We start from the raw sequence: 18806 nt of genomic DNA, 5'->3' as shown, positions 1-18806 counted from the left end.
CACATTCTCTCAATAGCATTCACTGTAATGTGTAATGAGCAACATTCCAATGTAAAAGTTGAATTTGGTAAATAAATTAGCACTGGAGAACTTATTACTTTTCCAAACATAAAGTAACTCATATTTGGAAGAACATTGCAATAATAATTATTCAGCATATACCTTCGACAACCAACATATTTTTACAATTTGTACTTCAAATTGTCAGATATTTTGTCATTTCATGTCTTTTCAACAATATCTTTCAATGATAGAATGAGAAGTAATGAAAAAGTGTATGGTTCCGTTGGAGGTGCTTGCTGTGTACGAGAAAAAGTTAAGAGAAGCTACAATTGCTGTTCAAGACAGACTATTTCTACAAACAAAGGAAGTAATTGAAGGTGAATCTTTTGTGCGTACTTTGGCGCGCAAAAATTTAATGCAGGAGCAACCAAATCAAATACGGGAAGCTATGATTAAAGGGTATGTTGAAATGTCTCATATTAATTTAATGATTGCAAGTGAATGCTTGCATGCAGAATATGAAGCACAGCATATGGTGGAGCGTCTCGTTAGCGGGGGATGACACTTTGAATGTAAAACGTGGTGACGTTTTTTTTGCAGACTTATCACCGGTAATAGGTTCTGAACAAGGAGGCACTAGACCGGTGCTGATTATTCAAAATGATATTGGCAATCGATTTAGTCCGACTGTCATCATCGCAGCTATCACTGCACAGATTCAAAAGGCAAAGTTACCGACACACGTTGAAATCAATGCTGAAAAGTATGGTTTTGAACGTGATTCGGTTATTTTGCTAGAACAGGTGCGGACAATTGATAAGTCAAGATTGACGGATCGTATTACGCAACTTGATCATGCTGTGATGGAAAAAGTTGATGGAGCGTTGATGATTAGTTTAGGTCTAGTTAAATTTTGATATACATATGTGTATAGAAGCATCGAGATAATAAAATCTCGGTGCTTTTTTTGTTCTCTATCGATAGTTTGAATTTACTATTTATCTTGATTCAGCTGGCCAACTCTCCATAAAAGTTCAATTTTGTTAGATAAAACCTCTGGCAGAAGTCACAAATTTTGAAGAAAAGTTTTTCGAGCAGCTTCAATAAATCGGAGCTAAATTCCGTTGAGGCGTAATTGATAAATAGTACAAAAAGCTTTAAGATATATTCAAGATTTTTAATAAAAATAGATTTTTGAAAAAATTCTTAAAAGGTATATGAAAATTTACATAGAATATTCCATTAATAGAGGTTATGAAGTTTAATTTAAGTCCAGCAGGTCGAACTATAGTGTAAGAGTATAACACTGTAAGGAAATGGAGGGACAGCAGTGACATGTAAGTCTTCGGTTGAAATTATTACAGAGTGGGATATTGTGGCAGCAAGACAACTGGGGCGTAATGAAGCAAGAGCACTTGGATTTGGCACTGTTGATCAAGCTCGTATAACCACAGCAATTAGTGAATTAGCACGAAATATATATTTATATGCGAATATAGGGACGATTGAAATTGAAAGGGTTGAGATAGATCATGAAAAGAAAATAGTCGTTATTGCAACAGATAAAGGACCTGGGATTCAAAATGTTCGCAAAGTAATGGAGGATGGTTATTCTACTTCAGGAGGGCTAGGAGCTGGTTTACCAGGTGTTAAACGATTGATGGACAGTTTAGATATTCAATCTGTCATGGGAGTGGGTACAACAATAAGGGCGGAAAAATGGTTGCGTTAGGACGTGAAGAAATTGAAACAATTAGAAGCTCAGTATAAAAAAATATTATCAGATTATATGGTCAGCCAAACTGAAAGAAATTTATATATTGCTCAAAATTTCACGCGTCAGTTGATTCAAAAAAATATATCCCCAGAGGATGTTGTTAGTATTCATAAAAATGCTGTTGAACAAATATTTCCTGATCAAATGAGTGAATCACAGCCAGCCTATGATTTTCTTATTGAAGTGATGGTTCATTATGGGATGGCACATAGAGAGCATCAAAGCTTACTTCAAAAGCAAGCTGAATACGAGATGGAAATGAAAATTGCGACAAACATTCAAAAAACGCTATTGAAAACATATGTGCCGCAGCTAGAAAGTATTGATATAGGAATGATTTCAGTTCCTATTCGTAGAATGAATGGTGATTATGTACATTTTTTTCATGATGGTGAAGAATATTTAAGTGTGGCAGTGACAGATGTTGTCGGCAAGGGAGTTCCTGCTGCGTTATGTATGTCGATGGTGAAATATGGGCTTGAAACATTAGGATATGCATATAAAGATCCTTCCTATGTTTTAGAAGTCATTAACAGGGTAATTGAAAAAGGTGTGGACGACAGTATGTTTGTTTCTATGTTTTATGGATGCTTAGATGTACAACACAATATCTTTTCTTATGCCTCGGCAGGTCATGAGCCAGCGTTACACTATATTGCCAAGGACGATCGATTCTATTCTTTGGAGGCTAAAGGCTTATTACTCGGTGTTTTACCTGAAACAAAATATTCGTTTCATGACATTGTTTTAGAGGACAATGATTTAATTATTATGATGACCGATGGTGTGACTGAATTTAGAGCAAAGGAAGACTTGAATTCTAGAGAGGTTATTACAACTTTAATAAAACAAAATAGACATTTAACAGCCCAGCAGTTGTGCCAACTTCTTTATAAGGAAATAGAGAAGGCTCAGAATTTTAAACTATCGGATGATTTTACTGTCGTTATTTTAAAAAAATAGGTTTAATTATTAATAAAATAGGGAATAGACAATAGTCTAACAAATATGGTGGAGGTGTGCTATATGGACGTAACGATATATTTTAAAGAGATTGATCATAAATTATTTGGTTTTGTTGAAGGGGAAATCGATACATTTACCGCGTCTGGTTTAAGAGAGGAATTAGAAGCGGTAAAGATTACAGACGGATTAGAAATTGAACTTGATTTATCAAAAGTAAATTACATGGACAGTACAGGTCTTGGGATATTTGTTGCCTTTTATAAAAGAGCATTACGTGAAAATGGCAAAGTGAAGCTAGTTGGTTTATCGAATAGATTGCAAAGATTGTTTGAAATTACGGGTCTAAGTGATTTGATGGATATTGAAACTGATAAAAAGGTGGAATTAAAATAATGAAGGAATTTGACTATATTGAAATTAGAGTTCCTGCTAAACCGCAATTTGTCAGTGTCATTCGATTAACTGTCTCGGGCTTAGCTAGTAGGATTGGCTTTAGTTATGATGATATCGAAGATTTAAAAATTGCTGCAAGTGAGGCTGTGACAAATGTTGTTCACCATGCTTATAAGGATGAAGAAGAAGGTGAAATTGTCATCGGGTGTGCTTTGTATGACAATAAAATGGAAATGATGATTGCGGATTATGGCAACAGCTTTAATTTCGAAGAGATCAAGTCTAAGATTGGACCGTATCATCCTGAGGAAAGTATTGCAGGGCTAAGAGAAGGTGGCTTAGGACTTTATTTAATGGAAACTTTGATGGATGAGGTGATGATCAATAACGATGGTGGCGTAACTGTCTTCATGACAAAGTATGTCGCTAGAGAGCAGGTGGAAAAAAATGTCGAAAGAATCACTACATAAATCTTCATCCAAGGAAGATATACTAAAGTGGATTGAATTGTACCAGTCAACGGAGGATGATGAAGCGCAAACAAAATTAGTGATTCATTATCGATATCTAGTTGAGTCAATAGCTCGTAAATATTCGAATGGTAAATCTTATTATGATGATATTGTTCAAGTAGGGATGCTGGGATTGTTAGGTGCAATCAGACGTTTTGATCCGAATGTTGGTCGTAGTTTTGAAGCATTTGCTGTGCCAACGATTGTTGGAGAAATCAAGCGTTTTTTACGTGATAAAACATGGGATGTTCATGTGCCCAGACGAATAAAAGAATTAGGACCGAGAATCAAATCAACAGTGGAGGCGCTGACGATTGAATTGCAGCGTTCTCCTTCTATTCAAGATATTGCTGAGCGATTAGAAGTAGCCGAGGAAGAGGTATTGGAAGCGATGGAAATGAGCCGTAGCTATCAAGCTCTTTCTATGGATCATTCGATAGAGTCAGATTCAGATGGCAGTACAGTCACCTTATTCGATATTTTGGGTAGGGAAGACGATGGTTATGAAATGACTAATAAACGCATGATTGTTTCAGAGGCGCTTGTTGTGTTAAATGAAAGGGAAAAACAAATTATTCAGCTTACATATTTAGAGCAACTTAGTCAAAAAGAAGCTGGAGAACGATTAGGAATTTCTCAAATGCATGTATCTCGAATACAAAGGAAAGCAATAAAGAAATTACAAGAGGCTATTCTAGCAAGTGGCGGTGTTTCGCTCTAATCTTTCTTTGGGTGTTTTATGTGTTAAACACTTATAAATGGATGAAGATAGTCTACTCATATTCGTCTGAGTAGACTATCTTTTTGCATTTTTAGTAAAGTGTAATGGTAAAATGAAAAGAAAAAGGTAGTGATGATGTGGAACAAAAGCAAATGTTACAGCTCATTGCAAAGGATGTTGTAGTCAAACCAGGGCAAGTAGATGCTGTTATTAAGTTATTAGAAGAGGGAAATACGGTACCATTTATTGCACGTTATCGAAAGGAAGCAACGGGCTCTCTCGACGAGGTGCAAATTAAAGCTGTGGAGGATCGTTATCACTACATACAGCAACTTGAACAACGGAAAGAAGAGGTTATTCGATTAATCCGAGAGCAAGAAAAACTTACACCAGAATTAGAAAAAGCCATACTTGCTGCAACCGTCTTACAGCGGGTAGAGGATTTATATAGACCTTACAAGCAAAAAAGACGTACAAAGGCGACGATTGCCAAAGAAAAAGGATTAGAACCTCTTGCAGAACTTCTCTTGGCGTTTAGTAATGACGCATTAGAGCAGCTAGCAGTTGGTTTTGTGGATAATGAACAGGTTGCCAATACAGAAGAAGCACTAATGGGCGCACGAGATATTTTAGCAGAACGTTTTGCAGATGATGCTGCGATTCGTGAAAAAATCCGCGCCTATTCATGGAAAGATGGAGTCCTTGTAACGACTGTAAAAAATGCTGAGATCGATGAAAAAAATGTTTTTGAAATGTATTACGAGTATGAAGAACCTGTTAATCGCATCGTTCCGCATCGCATCTTAGCGATCAACCGTGGAGAAAAAGAGGAAGTTTTAAAAGTTTCAATCCAAGTGCCAGTAGACAGAGTTTTAATGATTATGTGGAAGGAATGGATACCTGCAATTGGCTCATCTCCTGCAATTGCAGAAGTAAAACTGGCAATTGAAGATTCATACAAACGTTTAATTCAGCCTTCGATTGAAAGAGAATTACGAAACGAATTGACAGAGAAAGCTGAAACACAAGCAATTCATATTTTCTCTGAGAATTTACGTAATTTATTACTGCAGCCACCTATGAAAGGGAAATATGTATTGGGGGTTGACCCAGCTTATCGCACAGGTTGTAAGTTAGCAGTTGTAGATGAAACGGGGAAAATGTTAGAGGTTACAGCTATTTATCCACATCCTCCTAAACCAGATGTAGCAAAAGCGAAAGCTACTGTGAAAGGAATTTTAGAAAAATATCCAATAAGCATAATTGCAATTGGTAATGGTACAGCATCGCGTGAAACAGAACAATTTATTGCAGATGTACTAAATGAACTTACTACTGATGTTGCGTATGTTATTGTCAACGAAGCGGGAGCATCTGTTTATTCAGCGTCAGATATTGCACGGGCTGAATTTCCCGATTTACAGGTTGAGCAGCGTAGTGCTGTGTCCATTGCACGCCGTTTACAAGATCCTTTATCGGAGTTAGTGAAAATTGAACCTAAAGCGGTTGGTGTAGGTCAGTATCAGCATGATGTTTCTCAAAAAAAATTAAATGAATCACTAACTTTTATAGTAGAAACTGCTGTTAACAAAGTAGGGGTTGATGTAAACACGGCTTCTTCTTCACTCTTACAATACGTTTCTGGTTTATCCAAAACAGTTGCAGAGAATATCGTGAAGATGCGAGAAGAGAATGGTCAATTTTCTACACGTGCACAATTAAAGAAGATTCCAAGGCTAGGTGCTAAAACGTATGAACAAGCTATCGGCTTCTTACGTGTCCCTGAAGCAAAAAACCCGTTCGATGCTACAGGTATTCACCCAGAGAGCTATGATTTAGCTGAACAAATATTAGCAGAAGCTCAAATTGATAAAAAAGAGCTAGGGACGCCGAAAGCCGAAGAAGCTATTGCAGCTTTAGATATTCAAAATTTAAGTAGCGTGCTTGGCATAGGTGTTGTGACTATTCAAGATATTGTGGATACTTTAATGAAACCAAGTCGTGACCCACGTGATGCTTTCCCACAGCCTTTGCTTAAAACAGATGTATTAAAAATGGAAGATTTAAAAGTAGGTATGGAACTGCAAGGCACAGTGAGAAATGTGGTGGACTTTGGAGCGTTTGTTGATATTGGCGTAAAGCAAGACGGGTTGGTGCATATATCTAAATTACAAAACAAACGCATTAAACATCCGTTAGAAGTTGTTGCACTAGGTGATATTGTCACAGTATGGGTAGAACAAATAGATGTCAATAAAGGGCGTATTTCTTTAACAATGCTTCCGCCTAAAAATCAAACATTATAATTTAAGTAATAAATATTTACCACACTGTCTATACTACACAGTGTGGTATTCTTGTTGTTAGAGGTGATTAATATATGAACAATGAGGAGTTACAACAACTTGTTCACAGCTTATCCTTGGAAAGCTTTCAAAAACCTTTTCAGCATCAGGCTTACTTTAATGCTAGATTACGTTCAACTGGTGGACGATATCTTTTACAATCTCATAATATTGAGATAAACCCGAAAGCCTATGAGTTATATGGCTATAGAGAGATTGAAGGTATTGTACTCCATGAATTATGTCATTATCATTTACATATTGAAGGTAAAGGGTATCAACATCGAGATAAAGATTTTCGAGAGCTATTAAGAAAAGTAAATGCACCTCGATTTTGCTCAGTTTTACAACCCCCTAAAGCTACAACTAAAAGACATCATCGTCATACTTATACTTGTGTCAATTGCCAACAACTATATGTACGGAAAATAAAAATGAATGTTGAGAAGTATTGCTGTAGTAAGTGTTTGGGTAGGCTAATACTAGTGGAATAAAAAATTATAAAAAAATAGTTGACGTTTTGTTGAGTTGTCCCTATAATAGTAAAAGTCGACAAGATAACGACGACAGTAAAACATAGTATTCCGAAGTAGCTCAGTTGGTAGTAGCACCTGACTGTTAATCAGGTTGTCGCAGGTTCGAGTCCTGCCTTCGGAGCCATGGCCCCTTGGTCAAGTGGTTAAGACACCGCCCTTTCACGGCGGTAACACGGGTTCGAATCCCGTAGGGGTCATTTCTTCATAATTTAATTAATACTATTTATTGGTCCCGTGGTGTAGCGGTTAACATGCCTGCCTGTCACGCAGGAGATCGCCGGTTCGATCCCGGTCGGGACCGCCACTTTTTGGGGTATAGCCAAGCGGTAAGGCAACGGATTTTGATTCCGTCATGCCTAGGTTCGAATCCTAGTACCCCAGCCATTCATTTCTTAATTTGAGCCATTAGCTCAGTTGGTAGAGCATCTGACTTTTAATCAGAGGGTCGAAGGTTCGAGTCCTTCATGGCTCATCTTTTTAGGAAAAAACATTGACTTCTCAGATCCTTGTAGTATAATGAGAAAGTTACTGATTGAATGCGGTCGTGGCGGAACGGCAGACGCGCTAGGTTGAGGGCCTAGTGGGGGCAACCCCGTGGAGGTTCAAGTCCTCTCGGCCGCACCAAGTCAATTAATTTTATATTCTTATATGCGCCCGTAGCTCAATTGGATAGAGCGTCTGACTACGGATCAGAAGGTTGTGGGTTCGACTCCTGCCGGGCGCGCCAATTTACAAATCATATTATGCGGGTGTAGTTTAATGGTAAAACCTCAGCCTTCCAAGCTGATGTCGTGAGTTCGATTCTCATCACCCGCTCCAAAAAAAGTGTTGACAACTTCCTGGTTGTCTGATAAACTAAAGAAGTTGTCCGAAAAGACAATGATATGAACCTTGAAAACTGAACAAGCAAAACGTAATCAATAAAGTTTTTAGTAACTAACTTCGGTTAATGAACGAAACAAAATTTTGGACATCAAAATGATGCCAGCAAAACAATTTGAGCTATTCAAATTTCTTTTATGGAGAGTTTGATCCTGGCTCAGGACGAACGCTGGCGGCGTGCCTAATACATGCAAGTCGAGCGAACAGAGAAGGAGCTTGCTCCTTCGACGTTAGCGGCGGACGGGTGAGTAACACGTGGGCAACCTACCTTATAGTTTGGGATAACTCCGGGAAACCGGGGCTAATACCGAATAATCTGTTTCACCTCATGGTGAAACACTAAAAGACGGTTTCGGCTGTCGCTATAGGATGGGCCCGCGGCGCATTAGCTAGTTGGTGAGGTAACGGCTCACCAAGGCGACGATGCGTAGCCGACCTGAGAGGGTGATCGGCCACACTGGGACTGAGACACGGCCCAGACTCCTACGGGAGGCAGCAGTAGGGAATCTTCCACAATGGGCGAAAGCCTGATGGAGCAACGCCGCGTGAGTGAAGAAGGATTTCGGTTCGTAAAACTCTGTTGTAAGGGAAGAACAAGTACAGTAGTAACTGGCTGTACCTTGACGGTACCTTATTAGAAAGCCACGGCTAACTACGTGCCAGCAGCCGCGGTAATACGTAGGTGGCAAGCGTTGTCCGGAATTATTGGGCGTAAAGCGCGCGCAGGTGGTTTCTTAAGTCTGATGTGAAAGCCCACGGCTCAACCGTGGAGGGTCATTGGAAACTGGGAGACTTGAGTGCAGAAGAGGATAGTGGAATTCCAAGTGTAGCGGTGAAATGCGTAGAGATTTGGAGGAACACCAGTGGCGAAGGCGACTATCTGGTCTGTAACTGACACTGAGGCGCGAAAGCGTGGGGAGCAAACAGGATTAGATACCCTGGTAGTCCACGCCGTAAACGATGAGTGCTAAGTGTTAGGGGGTTTCCGCCCCTTAGTGCTGCAGCTAACGCATTAAGCACTCCGCCTGGGGAGTACGGTCGCAAGACTGAAACTCAAAGGAATTGACGGGGGCCCGCACAAGCGGTGGAGCATGTGGTTTAATTCGAAGCAACGCGAAGAACCTTACCAGGTCTTGACATCCCGTTGACCACTGTAGAGATATAGTTTCCCCTTCGGGGGCAACGGTGACAGGTGGTGCATGGTTGTCGTCAGCTCGTGTCGTGAGATGTTGGGTTAAGTCCCGCAACGAGCGCAACCCTTGATCTTAGTTGCCATCATTTAGTTGGGCACTCTAAGGTGACTGCCGGTGACAAACCGGAGGAAGGTGGGGATGACGTCAAATCATCATGCCCCTTATGACCTGGGCTACACACGTGCTACAATGGACGATACAAACGGTTGCCAACTCGCGAGAGGGAGCTAATCCGATAAAGTCGTTCTCAGTTCGGATTGTAGGCTGCAACTCGCCTACATGAAGCCGGAATCGCTAGTAATCGCGGATCAGCATGCCGCGGTGAATACGTTCCCGGGCCTTGTACACACCGCCCGTCACACCACGAGAGTTTGTAACACCCGAAGTCGGTGAGGTAACCTTTTGGAGCCAGCCGCCGAAGGTGGGATAGATGATTGGGGTGAAGTCGTAACAAGGTAGCCGTATCGGAAGGTGCGGCTGGATCACCTCCTTTCTAAGGATTATTTCGGAATACAAACCTAGGGTTTGTAAGATTACGTTTTGCGTTCAGTTTTGAAGGTTCATTCTTTCTTGAATGAAAATCTTCAAAACTTGTTCTTTGAAAACTGGATAAAACGACATTGAAATTGTAACAAACACATTTATTTTTTTAAGTTTTTTATAGGCTTAATAACATTAAGAGGTTTCCGATATTTTTATTGAAAGCCGTTAGGTTAAGTTATTAAGGGCGCACGGCGAATGCCTTGGCACTAGGAGCCGAAGAAGGACGGCACTAACACCGATATGCTTCGGGGAGCTGTAAGTGAGCTTTGATCCGGAGATTTCCGAATGGGGGAACCCACTACGTTTAATCGCGTAGTATCTTGACGTGAATACATAGCGTCTTGAAGGCAGACCCAGGGAACTGAAACATCTAAGTACCTGGAGGAAGAGAAAGAAAAATCGATTCCCTGAGTAGCGGCGAGCGAAACGGGAAGAGCCCAAACCAAGAGGCTTGCCTCTTGGGGTTGTAGGACACTCAATACGGAGTTACAAAAGAGCGAGTTAGATGAAGCGACTTGGAAAGGTCCGCCAGAGCAGGTAAAAGCCCTGTAGTCGAAAGTTCGTTCTCTCCTGAGTGGATCCTGAGTACGGCGGAACACGTGAAATTCCGTCGGAATCCGGGAGGACCATCTCCCAAGGCTAAATACTACCTAGTGACCGATAGTGAACCAGTACCGTGAGGGAAAGGTGAAAAGCACCCCGGAAGGGGAGTGAAAGAGATCCTGAAACCGTGTGCCTACAAGTAGTTAGAGCCCGTTAATGGGTGATAGCGTGCCTTTTGTAGAATGAACCGGCGAGTTACGATTACGTGCGAGGTTAAGCTTTAGAAGGCGGAGCCGCAGCGAAAGCGAGTCTGAATAGGGCGAAATAGTACGTGGTCGTAGACCCGAAACCAGGTGATCTACCCATGTCCAGGGTGAAGGTAAGGTAACACTTACTGGAGGCCCGAACCCACGCACGTTGAAAAGTGCGGGGATGAGGTGTGGGTAGCGGAGAAATTCCAATCGAACTTGGAGATAGCTGGTTCTCTCCGAAATAGCTTTAGGGCTAGCCTCGTGATGAGAATACTGGAGGTAGAGCACTGTTTGGACTAGGGGGCCATCCCGGTTTACCGAATTCAGACAAACTCCGAATGCCAGATATTTATACACGGGAGTCAGACTGCGAGTGATAAGATCCGTAGTCAAAAGGGAAACAGCCCAGACCACCAGCTAAGGTCCCAAAGTAATCGTTAAGTGGAAAAGGATGTGGCGTTGCACAGACAACCAGGATGTTGGCTTAGAAGCAGCCATCATTTAAAGAGTGCGTAATAGCTCACTGGTCGAGTGACGCTGCGCCGAAAATGTATCGGGGCTAAACGATTCACCGAAGCTGTGGATTGACATCTACGATGTCAGTGGTAGGAGAGCGTTCTAAGTGCGTTGAAGTCAGACCGGAAGGACTGGTGGAGCGCTTAGAAGTGAGAATGCCGGTATGAGTAGCGAAAGACGGGTGAGAATCCCGTCCACCGTATGACTAAGGTTTCCTGAGGAAGGCTCGTCCGCTCAGGGTTAGTCGGGACCTAAGCCGAGGCCGATAGGCGTAGGCGATGGACAACAGGTTGATATTCCTGTACCACCTCCTCACCGTTTGAGAAATGGGGGGACGCAGTAGGATAGGGTAAGCGCGCTGTTGGTTATGCGCGTCCAAGCAGTAAGGCGTGTGTGTAGGCAAATCCGCACACTGTAACGTTGAGCTGTGATGGCGAGTCCGTATGGACGAAGTTCCTGATTTCACACTGCCAAGAAAAGCCTCTATCGAGGTGAGAGGTGCCCGTACCGCAAACCGACACAGGTAGTCGAGGAGAGAATCCTAAGGTGTGCGAGAGAACTCTCGTTAAGGAACTCGGCAAAATGACCCCGTAACTTCGGGAGAAGGGGTGCTCTTGAGCGTGCAAGCGCATGAGAGCCGCAGTGAATAGGCCCAGGCGACTGTTTAGCAAAAACACAGGTCTCTGCAAAACCGTAAGGTGACGTATAGGGGCTGACGCCTGCCCGGTGCTGGAAGGTTAAGAGGAGTGGTTAGCGCAAGCGAAGCTGCGAATTGAAGCCCCAGTAAACGGCGGCCGTAACTATAACGGTCCTAAGGTAGCGAAATTCCTTGTCGGGTAAGTTCCGACCCGCACGAAAGGCGTAACGATCTGGGCACTGTCTCAACGAGAGACTCGGTGAAATTATAGTACCTGTGAAGATGCAGGTTACCCGCGACAGGACGGAAAGACCCCGTGGAGCTTTACTGTAGCCTGATATTGAATTTTGGTACAACTTGTACAGGATAGGTAGGAGCCAGAGATCTCGGAGCGCCAGCTTCGAAGGAGGCGTCGGTGGGATACTACCCTGGTTGTATTGAAATTCTAACCCATGCCCCTTAGCGGGGCAGGAGACAGTGTCAGGCGGACAGTTTGACTGGGGCGGTCGCCTCCTAAAAGGTAACGGAGGCGCCCAAAGGTTCCCTCAGAATGGTTGGAAATCATTCGTAGAGTGTAAAGGCACAAGGGAGCTTGACTGCGAGACCTACAAGTCGAGCAGGGTCGAAAGACGGGCTTAGTGATCCGGTGGTTCCGCATGGAAGGGCCATCGCTCAACGGATAAAAGCTACCCCGGGGATAACAGGCTTATCTCCCCCAAGAGTCCACATCGACGGGGAGGTTTGGCACCTCGATGTCGGCTCATCGCATCCTGGGGCTGTAGTCGGTCCCAAGGGTTGGGCTGTTCGCCCATTAAAGCGGTACGCGAGCTGGGTTCAGAACGTCGTGAGACAGTTCGGTCCCTATCCGTCGTGGGCGTAGGAAATTTGAGAGGAGCTGTCCTTAGTACGAGAGGACCGGGATGGACACACCGCTGGTGTACCAGTTGTCTTGCCAAAGGCATCGCTGGGTAGCTATGTGTGGACGGGATAAGTGCTGAAAGCATCTAAGCATGAAGCCCCCCTCAAGATGAGATTTCCCATTACGCAAGTAAGTAAGATCCCTCAAAGACGATGAGGTAGATAGGTTCGAGGTGGAAGTGTGGTGACACATGGAGCTGACGAATACTAATCGATCGAGGACTTAACCAAAATGTTTGAACCATTCAATGCACGTTTATCCAGTTTTGAAAGAATAATTTCTTTTATGAAGGGTTTCAAGATACGAGTAGTTCGAGGAAGCAATGGAGAGAGGAAAGGAGCGTACTCAAGTACGTGACTGACTGAACGACAGAAGCTGACGAAGAAATGCGATGTATATTGAAAGCCGACCATAGTCTAGTGATGATGGCAAAGAGGTCACACCCGTTCCCATACCGAACACGGAAGTTAAGCTCTTTAGCGCCGATGGTAGTTGGGGGCTTCCCCCTGTGAGAGTAGGACGTCGCTAGGCAATAGAAACAGTCAGCTGTATGCTGACTGTTTTTTTATTTCCGTTTATGATTGTTGCTATATTCTATCCAGAATTCAGCATTTTTAATTCCAACTTCTCTTGGATCAAAAATAGGATCGAGACCAGCCTTTTTTTGTCGATCATAATCTCGCAAAACTTGAATGGCTGGTTTGGTTAATAATACAATCGCAATAAAGTTTAAATAACTCATACTTCCGAATCCAATATCTCCAAGCCCCCACATAAGACTGACCGATTGCACACTTCCGACATAAACAACAAGTAAGAAGATTATTTTTAATACTAATTTCAACATGGGGAAGCGTAGCTTATTATCTAAATAAACAATTGTTGTCTCTGCAATATAGTAGTATGCCATTAAAGTCGTGAATGCGAAGAGGAATATGGCAATAGCCACGAATCCACTTCCAAAATCATGGAATACTGTAGATACTGCTGCTTGTGTATAAGCAGTACCTGCCACGACGCCCGGGATATTTTCAACTAACGGTGCCGTTGTTCCTGAAGGGGTAACGTTATACATACCTGTAATGAGAATCATTAATGCTGTAGCAGTACATACAATGATTGTATCAATATAGATTGAGAAACCCTGAACTAAACCTTGTTTAGCAGGATGAGATACTTCAGCAGCAGCAGAACTAAATGTTGCTTCTCCAGCTCCAGCTACATTTGAAAATACGGAGCGTCTTACACCCCAGGCGATTGCAGTACCAACTATACCCCCAAAGATTTCATTAGTACCAAAAGCACTTGTAATAATAAGTTTAAGCATATCTGGAATTTCACTCACATTCGCCCCTAATATGATGAGTGTTAAAATGACGTAGGCAAGTGCCATGATAGGAACAATTTTGTCAGCAACACGAGCTATACGTTTAACACCACCAAATATGATTAATCCCAAAAGAACAACAATCACCGCGCCTGTTATAAATGGTGGAATATGAAAAGCAGTATTAAATGAAGTGGCAATTGTGTTTGCCTGGATCCCTGGCACTAGAACACCGTATGAAAGACAGATAACAAACGCAACAAATATAGCAAAGCCTTTTAGTTTTAAACCCTTTTCGATATAGTATGGTGAACCACCACGATACTGACCATCAGCCTTTTCTTTATATAATTGGGCAAGTGTAGATTCTATAAATGCACTTGCACCCCCTAGAAATGCCATAACACCCATCCAAAATACTGCGCCTGGTCCACCAGCAGCAATGGCCGTAGCTACACCTGCGATATTACCAACACCAACTCGTCCAGACAATGCCATACAAAAAGCTTGGAACGACGAGATTCCTTCTTTTGATTCTTTACGTTCACGTAATAAACGAATCATCTCAGGAATATAACGAAATTGAACAGCTTTTGTTAGGATGGTAAAGTAAAGACCCACACCTAATGCTAAGTATACGAGTGCATTCCCCCAAATATAATCGACCAATGTATTAACGATTGTCTCCATAGATTTTCCCCCTTGTTTTCTTCAATCAAAACCCGAAATTCCCACCCAAGAAATTGTGTACTATACAGCAGCATCCATTTTGTCACACAAATCAGTAATTCAATATTATGGAAGGTACATATATGGCATATTGTTTAAGAATCAAAACCTCCTTTCACGATTTTTAATCACATCATATGTATTGCATGTTTTATGCCATAAAGCAAAAAAGCCTTTTACTCATGAAGATGAGAAAAAGACTTTTATTCTTTAATAGGCATTTTTAATGAATCGTAAGCGGTCCAACAGATTTATCCCAAATTTGTTTCATCTGTTGACGACCGGCTGAAATTTCAGGATGAAATTGAATATGTGCAGTAGCTCTTGTTTTTTCAACATCTTGGATAGCAAGCTTAATATCATACTTTGAGGCTCCTGCATTGAGACGTTGAGCAATTGTAAGGCCAGCAACTTTTCCTTGTGCTAATGCTACCTTGGCTCCTTCAATGCCCGTAATATTTCCAGCGACATACAACCCCTCTAAATTAGTTTCCATTTGTTCATTATGTAAAGGAATGAACCCACCTAATTCTTCGATATAATGGAATGGACAACCAGCTAAAGAGGCAAGTTCTGCTAAAGGGTATAGGCCGCCAGCGATACAAATAAAATCTGCTTTGATTCGTTGTTCGCTACCTTTAACAAGAGAGCCATCTGTATTCACTGTTGCTAAAACGACCCCTTCAACTTGATCTTTACCGACGATTTCAATAACAGCTTTACGCAACATAATAGGTATATCCCACATTTTCACACCATTTTTGGGATAAAAGGAAATACCGAGCTTTTTCATAAAGTCATTTTTCATCAATTTGCTGCCCATTTTAACAAGAGGGGAGGGAGCCATATGAGCTACATGTAATAAGGAGTTCATAACCTCTAAAGGATTACTATTCTTCTTCGCTAACAAGTTAGAGGGAGGTAATGTGATAGCTGCTACTTGAACCCCTGCTAATTGTAATTCCATCGCAATAGCAGAAGATAGTACATTGACCCCGACAATGACTCCCCGTTTACCAGGCTTCACACGATGCACATTTGTCATTACTTGTGCTGCTCCAACAGACATTACACCTGGTAGAGTCCAGCCTGGAATTGGGAAAGGTGATTCGGCAGCTCCAGTAGCTAATAGCAGATGTTGGGTACGAAATATACCTTTGGTTGTGTGGATGATCCACGTTTGATCCACTTTTTCTAAATCGGATACACTTGTTTGTAGTAAAAATTCAACATTGACTGCTTTAGCTCGTTTTAATAAACGTTCAGATTCCACAATACCATTCCACCATGTTCCTGGCTTCTCTTCATATAATTGTCCAAGTAATCGCCCGCCAGCATATAAATATTCATCGATAACAAGGACAGCAATATTTTTTTCCGCCAATGTAATGGCCGCCGCAAGCCCGGCAGGACCAGCTCCAATTATAATTACTTTATTATTCATGGTTCTTCCTCCAGTCCCTTACTGTCGTAGGAAGCGGCTGCCCACTTTTTACAACCATCCCATCTGAAATAGGGGTTAAGCATGCTCGCTCGCCGTCCAAGCCGTTTATATTGACACGGCATTCAAAGCAGTGACCAATATTACAATAAATGCCTCGAGGCTGCCCTGTTTCTTCGTGCAAACGTAAAGTGCGGATTCCTTGTACTAGCAATGCAGCAGCTAGGGATTCACCTTTATAACCTTCAATTACCTGATCGTCAAAAGTAAAAGTTATTTTTTCTTTTTGGATTAAATTCCCTAAAACGGGGTGGGTAATTATACGTTCTGTCATGATTTAACCTCCCCTAAATCGGAGAATCGCACTGGTCGAATGGGTGCCTGATGTTTTAATGAAATTTCATCATTTGTACGTGGATGATGAAGATGAGCAATATTATCTACCATAGTACGGCATGTACGGCCGCCGCAATAACCCATTCCTGCACGTGTTCGTAACTTCAGTTCTCGTGCAGAGCACTTATATTTTGATGCGCTTTCTATTAATTCATCGTAACTAACTTCTTCACAACGACATACAATCATCGATTTATTTTGCATAGTTCCACCTCTACTATATGAAATACTTTCCATACTAGATAATGCAAAAACTATGCCAGAAAAAAGAAAGTCGCTAAGAAAATGATTTTATAGACATATGTGAAAGTAGTGTATAGAAACATTGACATTTATTTTAAAAAGTTAGACATCTATGTTTAATTTTTTTAATCGATTGTATAAAGTGGCACGAGTAATGCCTAAGTTTTTAGCGCATGTTTTTTTATTACCATTTACTTTGGCAAGCTGTTCTAAAATAATTTCCCGTTCATAATGTTCAAGTTGATTGTTAAGCTCTGTCCCTAGAGGAAAATCCCTCTTAACTTCCAACTTTTCATCTTTTGGCATAGCTGCTAAAATATCCGTAGGTAAGTCTTCTATATGAATGGCTCCCTCATCAGAAAATACAACAAGTCGCTCGATAACGTTAGATAATTCCCGTACATTGCCTGGCCATTGGTATTTTAAAAGAACATTGGCTATTTCAGTTGGGATTCCTTGAATAGGTCGATTATATTTAATCGATTTTTCATATAAGAAATAATTGCTAATTTCTAAAATATCTGATGCTCGCTCTCGAAGCGGGGGAACTGTGAAATTCACCACATTCAGTCGATAATATAAATCCTCTCTGAATTTTCCTTCTGCCACTAATTGCTTTAAATTTCTATTAGTAGCAGCTACTAAATTAAATTCAACGTCCATTTCCTTTGTACCGCCAACTGTATAAAACGTTTTTTCCTGTAGCAATCGCAAAATCTTTACTTGCATTTCTAGCGGCATTTCACCAATTTCATCTAAAAATAAAGTACCTCCACGTGCAAGCTCTACTTTACCTTTTTTTCCTTTTTGATGGGCTCCAGAAAAAGCTCCTTTTTCATAACCAAATATCTCACTTTCAAATAAGCCACTAGGAATGGCTCCACAATTGATAGCGACAAATGGTGCTTCAGGCTTTTCTCGAATGGCATGAACTGCACGTGCAAACAGTTCTTTACCAACTCCACTCTCTCCGTAAATTAAAATATTTGCCTCGGTTTCTGCTACCTTTTTTACTTTTTCTAATATTTCTTTAAGCTTTGGACTATTGCCACGAATAAGTGTAAATGGATCATAGGCTAAGCCATTAGTATTCATCTGTTTCTCTAAATTCAATAATTTTTCAGATGTAAGATGAAGCTCTTCGTTTAATTTTTTGACATGGGTAATATCAGTTTCAGCAACGACTGCCCCAATTGTCTTATCATGCAGCATAACAGGGTTTGAATTGATCATGACGACGAGATCTTCCCGAGGAAAATGCTGCTGTTGATAAACAGATTTTCTATGCTGTAAAGTATGTAAAATTTCTAGTTGATCTTCTTTGAAAAATTGAGTGATGGGCTTTCCAATAATATTTTCTCCAGACACAGAAAAAATGCTTTCTGCTCCCTTCGTCCAATAAACAACATTTTGTTCAGCATCAATGACAGTACATGATTCATTTATTGTGTCTAAAATGGTTTGTAAATAAGCATTGCCACATTCTAATTCATAGGCAAGATCGTATACTAAGGACTCTCTCCATAAATATCCTAAATATTGTTTTTCCTCACTACAAACTAGTAAAAATTCATATTCCTTCATATATTCAATAGCTATGTTGAGTGGGCAATCCAACTGGATGGTATGACAAGCAACATAGTGAACATCATTTTTTCTTTTACCGCGCATTGTTGCATAGGGTTTATTATTTTCAAGCACAAAATATTGTTTGCTGTCATCGTTTATTTTGGACACTATATCGTCAGTAGAAATAATAGCAAAGTTACGTTTTAATATTTTATTCACTATTAAATGATATGGATGCAATGTAAGTCCCCCCTCATTATTTATTTGTCAAATTATTTTGAATAATATAAATAATTTTGACACATAGTGACTAGTTTATCAAACAAATTCCAATAAGATAGATTGGCATGTTTTTTGCATCATA

At 41.1% G+C, this 18806-nt stretch carries 14 protein-coding genes, 8 tRNA genes and 3 rRNA genes; 20 read left to right on the top strand and 5 right to left on the bottom strand.

Going from position 1 to position 18806, the window contains the following annotated elements:
- Positions 1 to 301: 301 nt before the first annotated feature.
- The 20 genes from MKY46_RS21085 (at position 302) to rrf (ending at position 13268) form a co-directional block, all read left to right on the top strand.
- Positions 302 to 565, top strand: coding sequence for a hypothetical protein (locus MKY46_RS21085; protein ID WP_036119113.1), 264 nt, complete (start codon positions 302 to 304; stop codon positions 563 to 565).
- Between the two features lie 4 nt (positions 566 to 569).
- On the top strand, positions 570 to 920 hold the full coding sequence (locus MKY46_RS21080; protein ID WP_004232054.1) for a type II toxin-antitoxin system PemK/MazF family toxin: 351 nt from the start codon (positions 570 to 572) through the stop codon (positions 918 to 920).
- A gap of 413 nt (positions 921 to 1333) precedes the next feature.
- Positions 1334 to 1735 carry an anti-sigma regulatory factor gene (locus MKY46_RS21075; RefSeq protein WP_036119108.1) on the top strand — a complete coding sequence of 134 codons (402 nt, stop codon included), beginning with the start codon at positions 1334 to 1336 and terminating at the stop codon, positions 1733 to 1735.
- A 57-nt stretch (positions 1736 to 1792) separates the two neighbouring features.
- Positions 1793 to 2743: a PP2C family protein-serine/threonine phosphatase gene (locus tag MKY46_RS21070; protein ID WP_051891592.1), complete on the top strand. Its 951-nt coding sequence runs from the start codon at positions 1793 to 1795 to the stop codon at positions 2741 to 2743.
- 63 nt (positions 2744 to 2806) lie between these two features.
- On the top strand, positions 2807 to 3139 hold the full coding sequence (locus MKY46_RS21065; RefSeq protein WP_036119101.1) for an STAS domain-containing protein: 333 nt from the start codon (positions 2807 to 2809) through the stop codon (positions 3137 to 3139).
- Positions 3139 to 3609: an anti-sigma B factor RsbW gene (rsbW, locus tag MKY46_RS21060; RefSeq protein WP_036119099.1), complete on the top strand. Its 471-nt coding sequence runs from the start codon at positions 3139 to 3141 to the stop codon at positions 3607 to 3609. The genes MKY46_RS21065 and rsbW overlap by 1 nt, the downstream gene beginning before the upstream one ends.
- Positions 3587 to 4372, top strand: coding sequence for an RNA polymerase sigma factor SigB (sigB, locus tag MKY46_RS21055; protein WP_036119097.1), 786 nt, complete (start codon positions 3587 to 3589; stop codon positions 4370 to 4372). The genes rsbW and sigB overlap by 23 nt, the downstream gene beginning before the upstream one ends.
- Before the next feature lie 137 nt (positions 4373 to 4509).
- The gene (locus tag MKY46_RS21050) at positions 4510 to 6678 is read left to right on the top strand and encodes a Tex family protein (RefSeq protein ID WP_036119089.1); all 2169 of its coding nucleotides are present in this window, start codon (positions 4510 to 4512) and stop codon (positions 6676 to 6678) included.
- 74 nt (positions 6679 to 6752) lie between these two features.
- Positions 6753 to 7211: a SprT family protein gene (locus tag MKY46_RS21045; RefSeq protein ID WP_036119086.1), complete on the top strand. Its 459-nt coding sequence runs from the start codon at positions 6753 to 6755 to the stop codon at positions 7209 to 7211.
- A gap of 89 nt (positions 7212 to 7300) precedes the next feature.
- A tRNA-Asn gene (locus MKY46_RS21040) sits at positions 7301 to 7377 on the top strand.
- Between the two features lies 1 nt (position 7378).
- A tRNA-Glu gene (locus MKY46_RS21035) sits at positions 7379 to 7450 on the top strand.
- Positions 7451 to 7481: 31 nt separating this feature from the next.
- Positions 7482 to 7557: transfer RNA gene (locus tag MKY46_RS21030), tRNA-Asp, on the top strand.
- Positions 7558 to 7562: 5 nt separating this feature from the next.
- A tRNA-Gln gene (locus MKY46_RS21025) sits at positions 7563 to 7637 on the top strand.
- A 15-nt stretch (positions 7638 to 7652) separates the two neighbouring features.
- Positions 7653 to 7725: transfer RNA gene (locus MKY46_RS21020), tRNA-Lys, on the top strand.
- A 66-nt stretch (positions 7726 to 7791) separates the two neighbouring features.
- Positions 7792 to 7877: transfer RNA gene (locus MKY46_RS21015), tRNA-Leu, on the top strand.
- Between the two features lie 26 nt (positions 7878 to 7903).
- Positions 7904 to 7980 (top strand) — tRNA-Arg (locus MKY46_RS21010).
- 18 nt (positions 7981 to 7998) lie between these two features.
- A tRNA-Gly gene (locus MKY46_RS21005) sits at positions 7999 to 8072 on the top strand.
- A gap of 197 nt (positions 8073 to 8269) precedes the next feature.
- Positions 8270 to 9821, top strand: a 16S ribosomal RNA gene (locus tag MKY46_RS21000).
- A gap of 218 nt (positions 9822 to 10039) precedes the next feature.
- Positions 10040 to 12967: ribosomal RNA gene (locus MKY46_RS20995) — 23S ribosomal RNA — on the top strand.
- Positions 12968 to 13152: 185 nt separating this feature from the next.
- Positions 13153 to 13268 (top strand): 5S ribosomal RNA (gene rrf, locus MKY46_RS20990).
- Together the 16S, 23S and 5S rRNA genes with 8 tRNA genes alongside form the textbook arrangement of a ribosomal RNA operon.
- A 34-nt stretch (positions 13269 to 13302) precedes the next feature.
- Here rrf and MKY46_RS20985 read toward each other — a convergent pair.
- From MKY46_RS20985 to MKY46_RS20965, 5 genes are all read right to left on the bottom strand, one after another.
- The gene (locus MKY46_RS20985) at positions 13303 to 14754 is read right to left on the bottom strand and encodes an alanine/glycine:cation symporter family protein (RefSeq protein WP_036119078.1); all 1452 of its coding nucleotides are present in this window, start codon (positions 14752 to 14754) and stop codon (positions 13303 to 13305) included.
- 262 nt (positions 14755 to 15016) lie between these two features.
- The gene (locus MKY46_RS20980; protein ID WP_036119076.1) at positions 15017 to 16237 is read right to left on the bottom strand and encodes an NAD(P)/FAD-dependent oxidoreductase; all 1221 of its coding nucleotides are present in this window, start codon (positions 16235 to 16237) and stop codon (positions 15017 to 15019) included.
- The gene (locus MKY46_RS20975) at positions 16230 to 16568 is read right to left on the bottom strand and encodes a (2Fe-2S)-binding protein (protein ID WP_036119074.1); all 339 of its coding nucleotides are present in this window, start codon (positions 16566 to 16568) and stop codon (positions 16230 to 16232) included. The genes MKY46_RS20980 and MKY46_RS20975 overlap by 8 nt, the downstream gene beginning before the upstream one ends.
- Positions 16565 to 16834: a (2Fe-2S)-binding protein gene (locus MKY46_RS20970; protein WP_036119072.1), complete on the bottom strand. Its 270-nt coding sequence runs from the start codon at positions 16832 to 16834 to the stop codon at positions 16565 to 16567. The genes MKY46_RS20975 and MKY46_RS20970 overlap by 4 nt, the downstream gene beginning before the upstream one ends.
- Positions 16835 to 16975: 141 nt before the next feature.
- The gene (locus MKY46_RS20965) at positions 16976 to 18682 is read right to left on the bottom strand and encodes a sigma-54 interaction domain-containing protein (RefSeq protein ID WP_036119070.1); all 1707 of its coding nucleotides are present in this window, start codon (positions 18680 to 18682) and stop codon (positions 16976 to 16978) included.
- Positions 18683 to 18806 lie beyond the last annotated feature (124 nt).

The sequence above is a fragment of the Lysinibacillus sp. FSL M8-0355 genome (assembly GCF_038008985.1).
Lineage (GTDB): Bacteria > Bacillota > Bacilli > Bacillales_A > Planococcaceae > Lysinibacillus > Lysinibacillus fusiformis_D.
Note: the sequence above shows the minus strand (reverse complement) of the source record. Positions and strands in the feature narration are given on the sequence as shown.

Bases quoted from the DNA above. Each gene is read 5' to 3' on its own strand.
- MKY46_RS21070 (WP_051891592.1), top strand. From the start codon at position 1,793: ATGGTCAGCCAAACTGAAAGAAATTTATATATTGCTCAAAATTTCACG.
- MKY46_RS21065 (WP_036119101.1), top strand. From the start codon at position 2,807: ATGGACGTAACGATATATTTTAAAGAGATTGATCATAAATTATTTGGT.
- rsbW (WP_036119099.1), top strand. From the start codon at position 3,139: ATGAAGGAATTTGACTATATTGAAATTAGAGTTCCTGCTAAACCGCAA.
- sigB (WP_036119097.1), top strand. From the start codon at position 3,587: ATGTCGAAAGAATCACTACATAAATCTTCATCCAAGGAAGATATACTA.
- MKY46_RS21045 (WP_036119086.1), top strand. From the start codon at position 6,753: ATGAACAATGAGGAGTTACAACAACTTGTTCACAGCTTATCCTTGGAA.
- MKY46_RS20985 (WP_036119078.1), bottom strand. From the start codon at position 14,754: ATGGAGACAATCGTTAATACATTGGTCGATTATATTTGGGGGAATGCA.
- MKY46_RS20980 (WP_036119076.1), bottom strand. From the start codon at position 16,237: ATGAATAATAAAGTAATTATAATTGGAGCTGGTCCTGCCGGGCTTGCG.
- MKY46_RS20975 (WP_036119074.1), bottom strand. From the start codon at position 16,568: ATGACAGAACGTATAATTACCCACCCCGTTTTAGGGAATTTAATCCAA.
- MKY46_RS20970 (WP_036119072.1), bottom strand. From the start codon at position 16,834: ATGCAAAATAAATCGATGATTGTATGTCGTTGTGAAGAAGTTAGTTAC.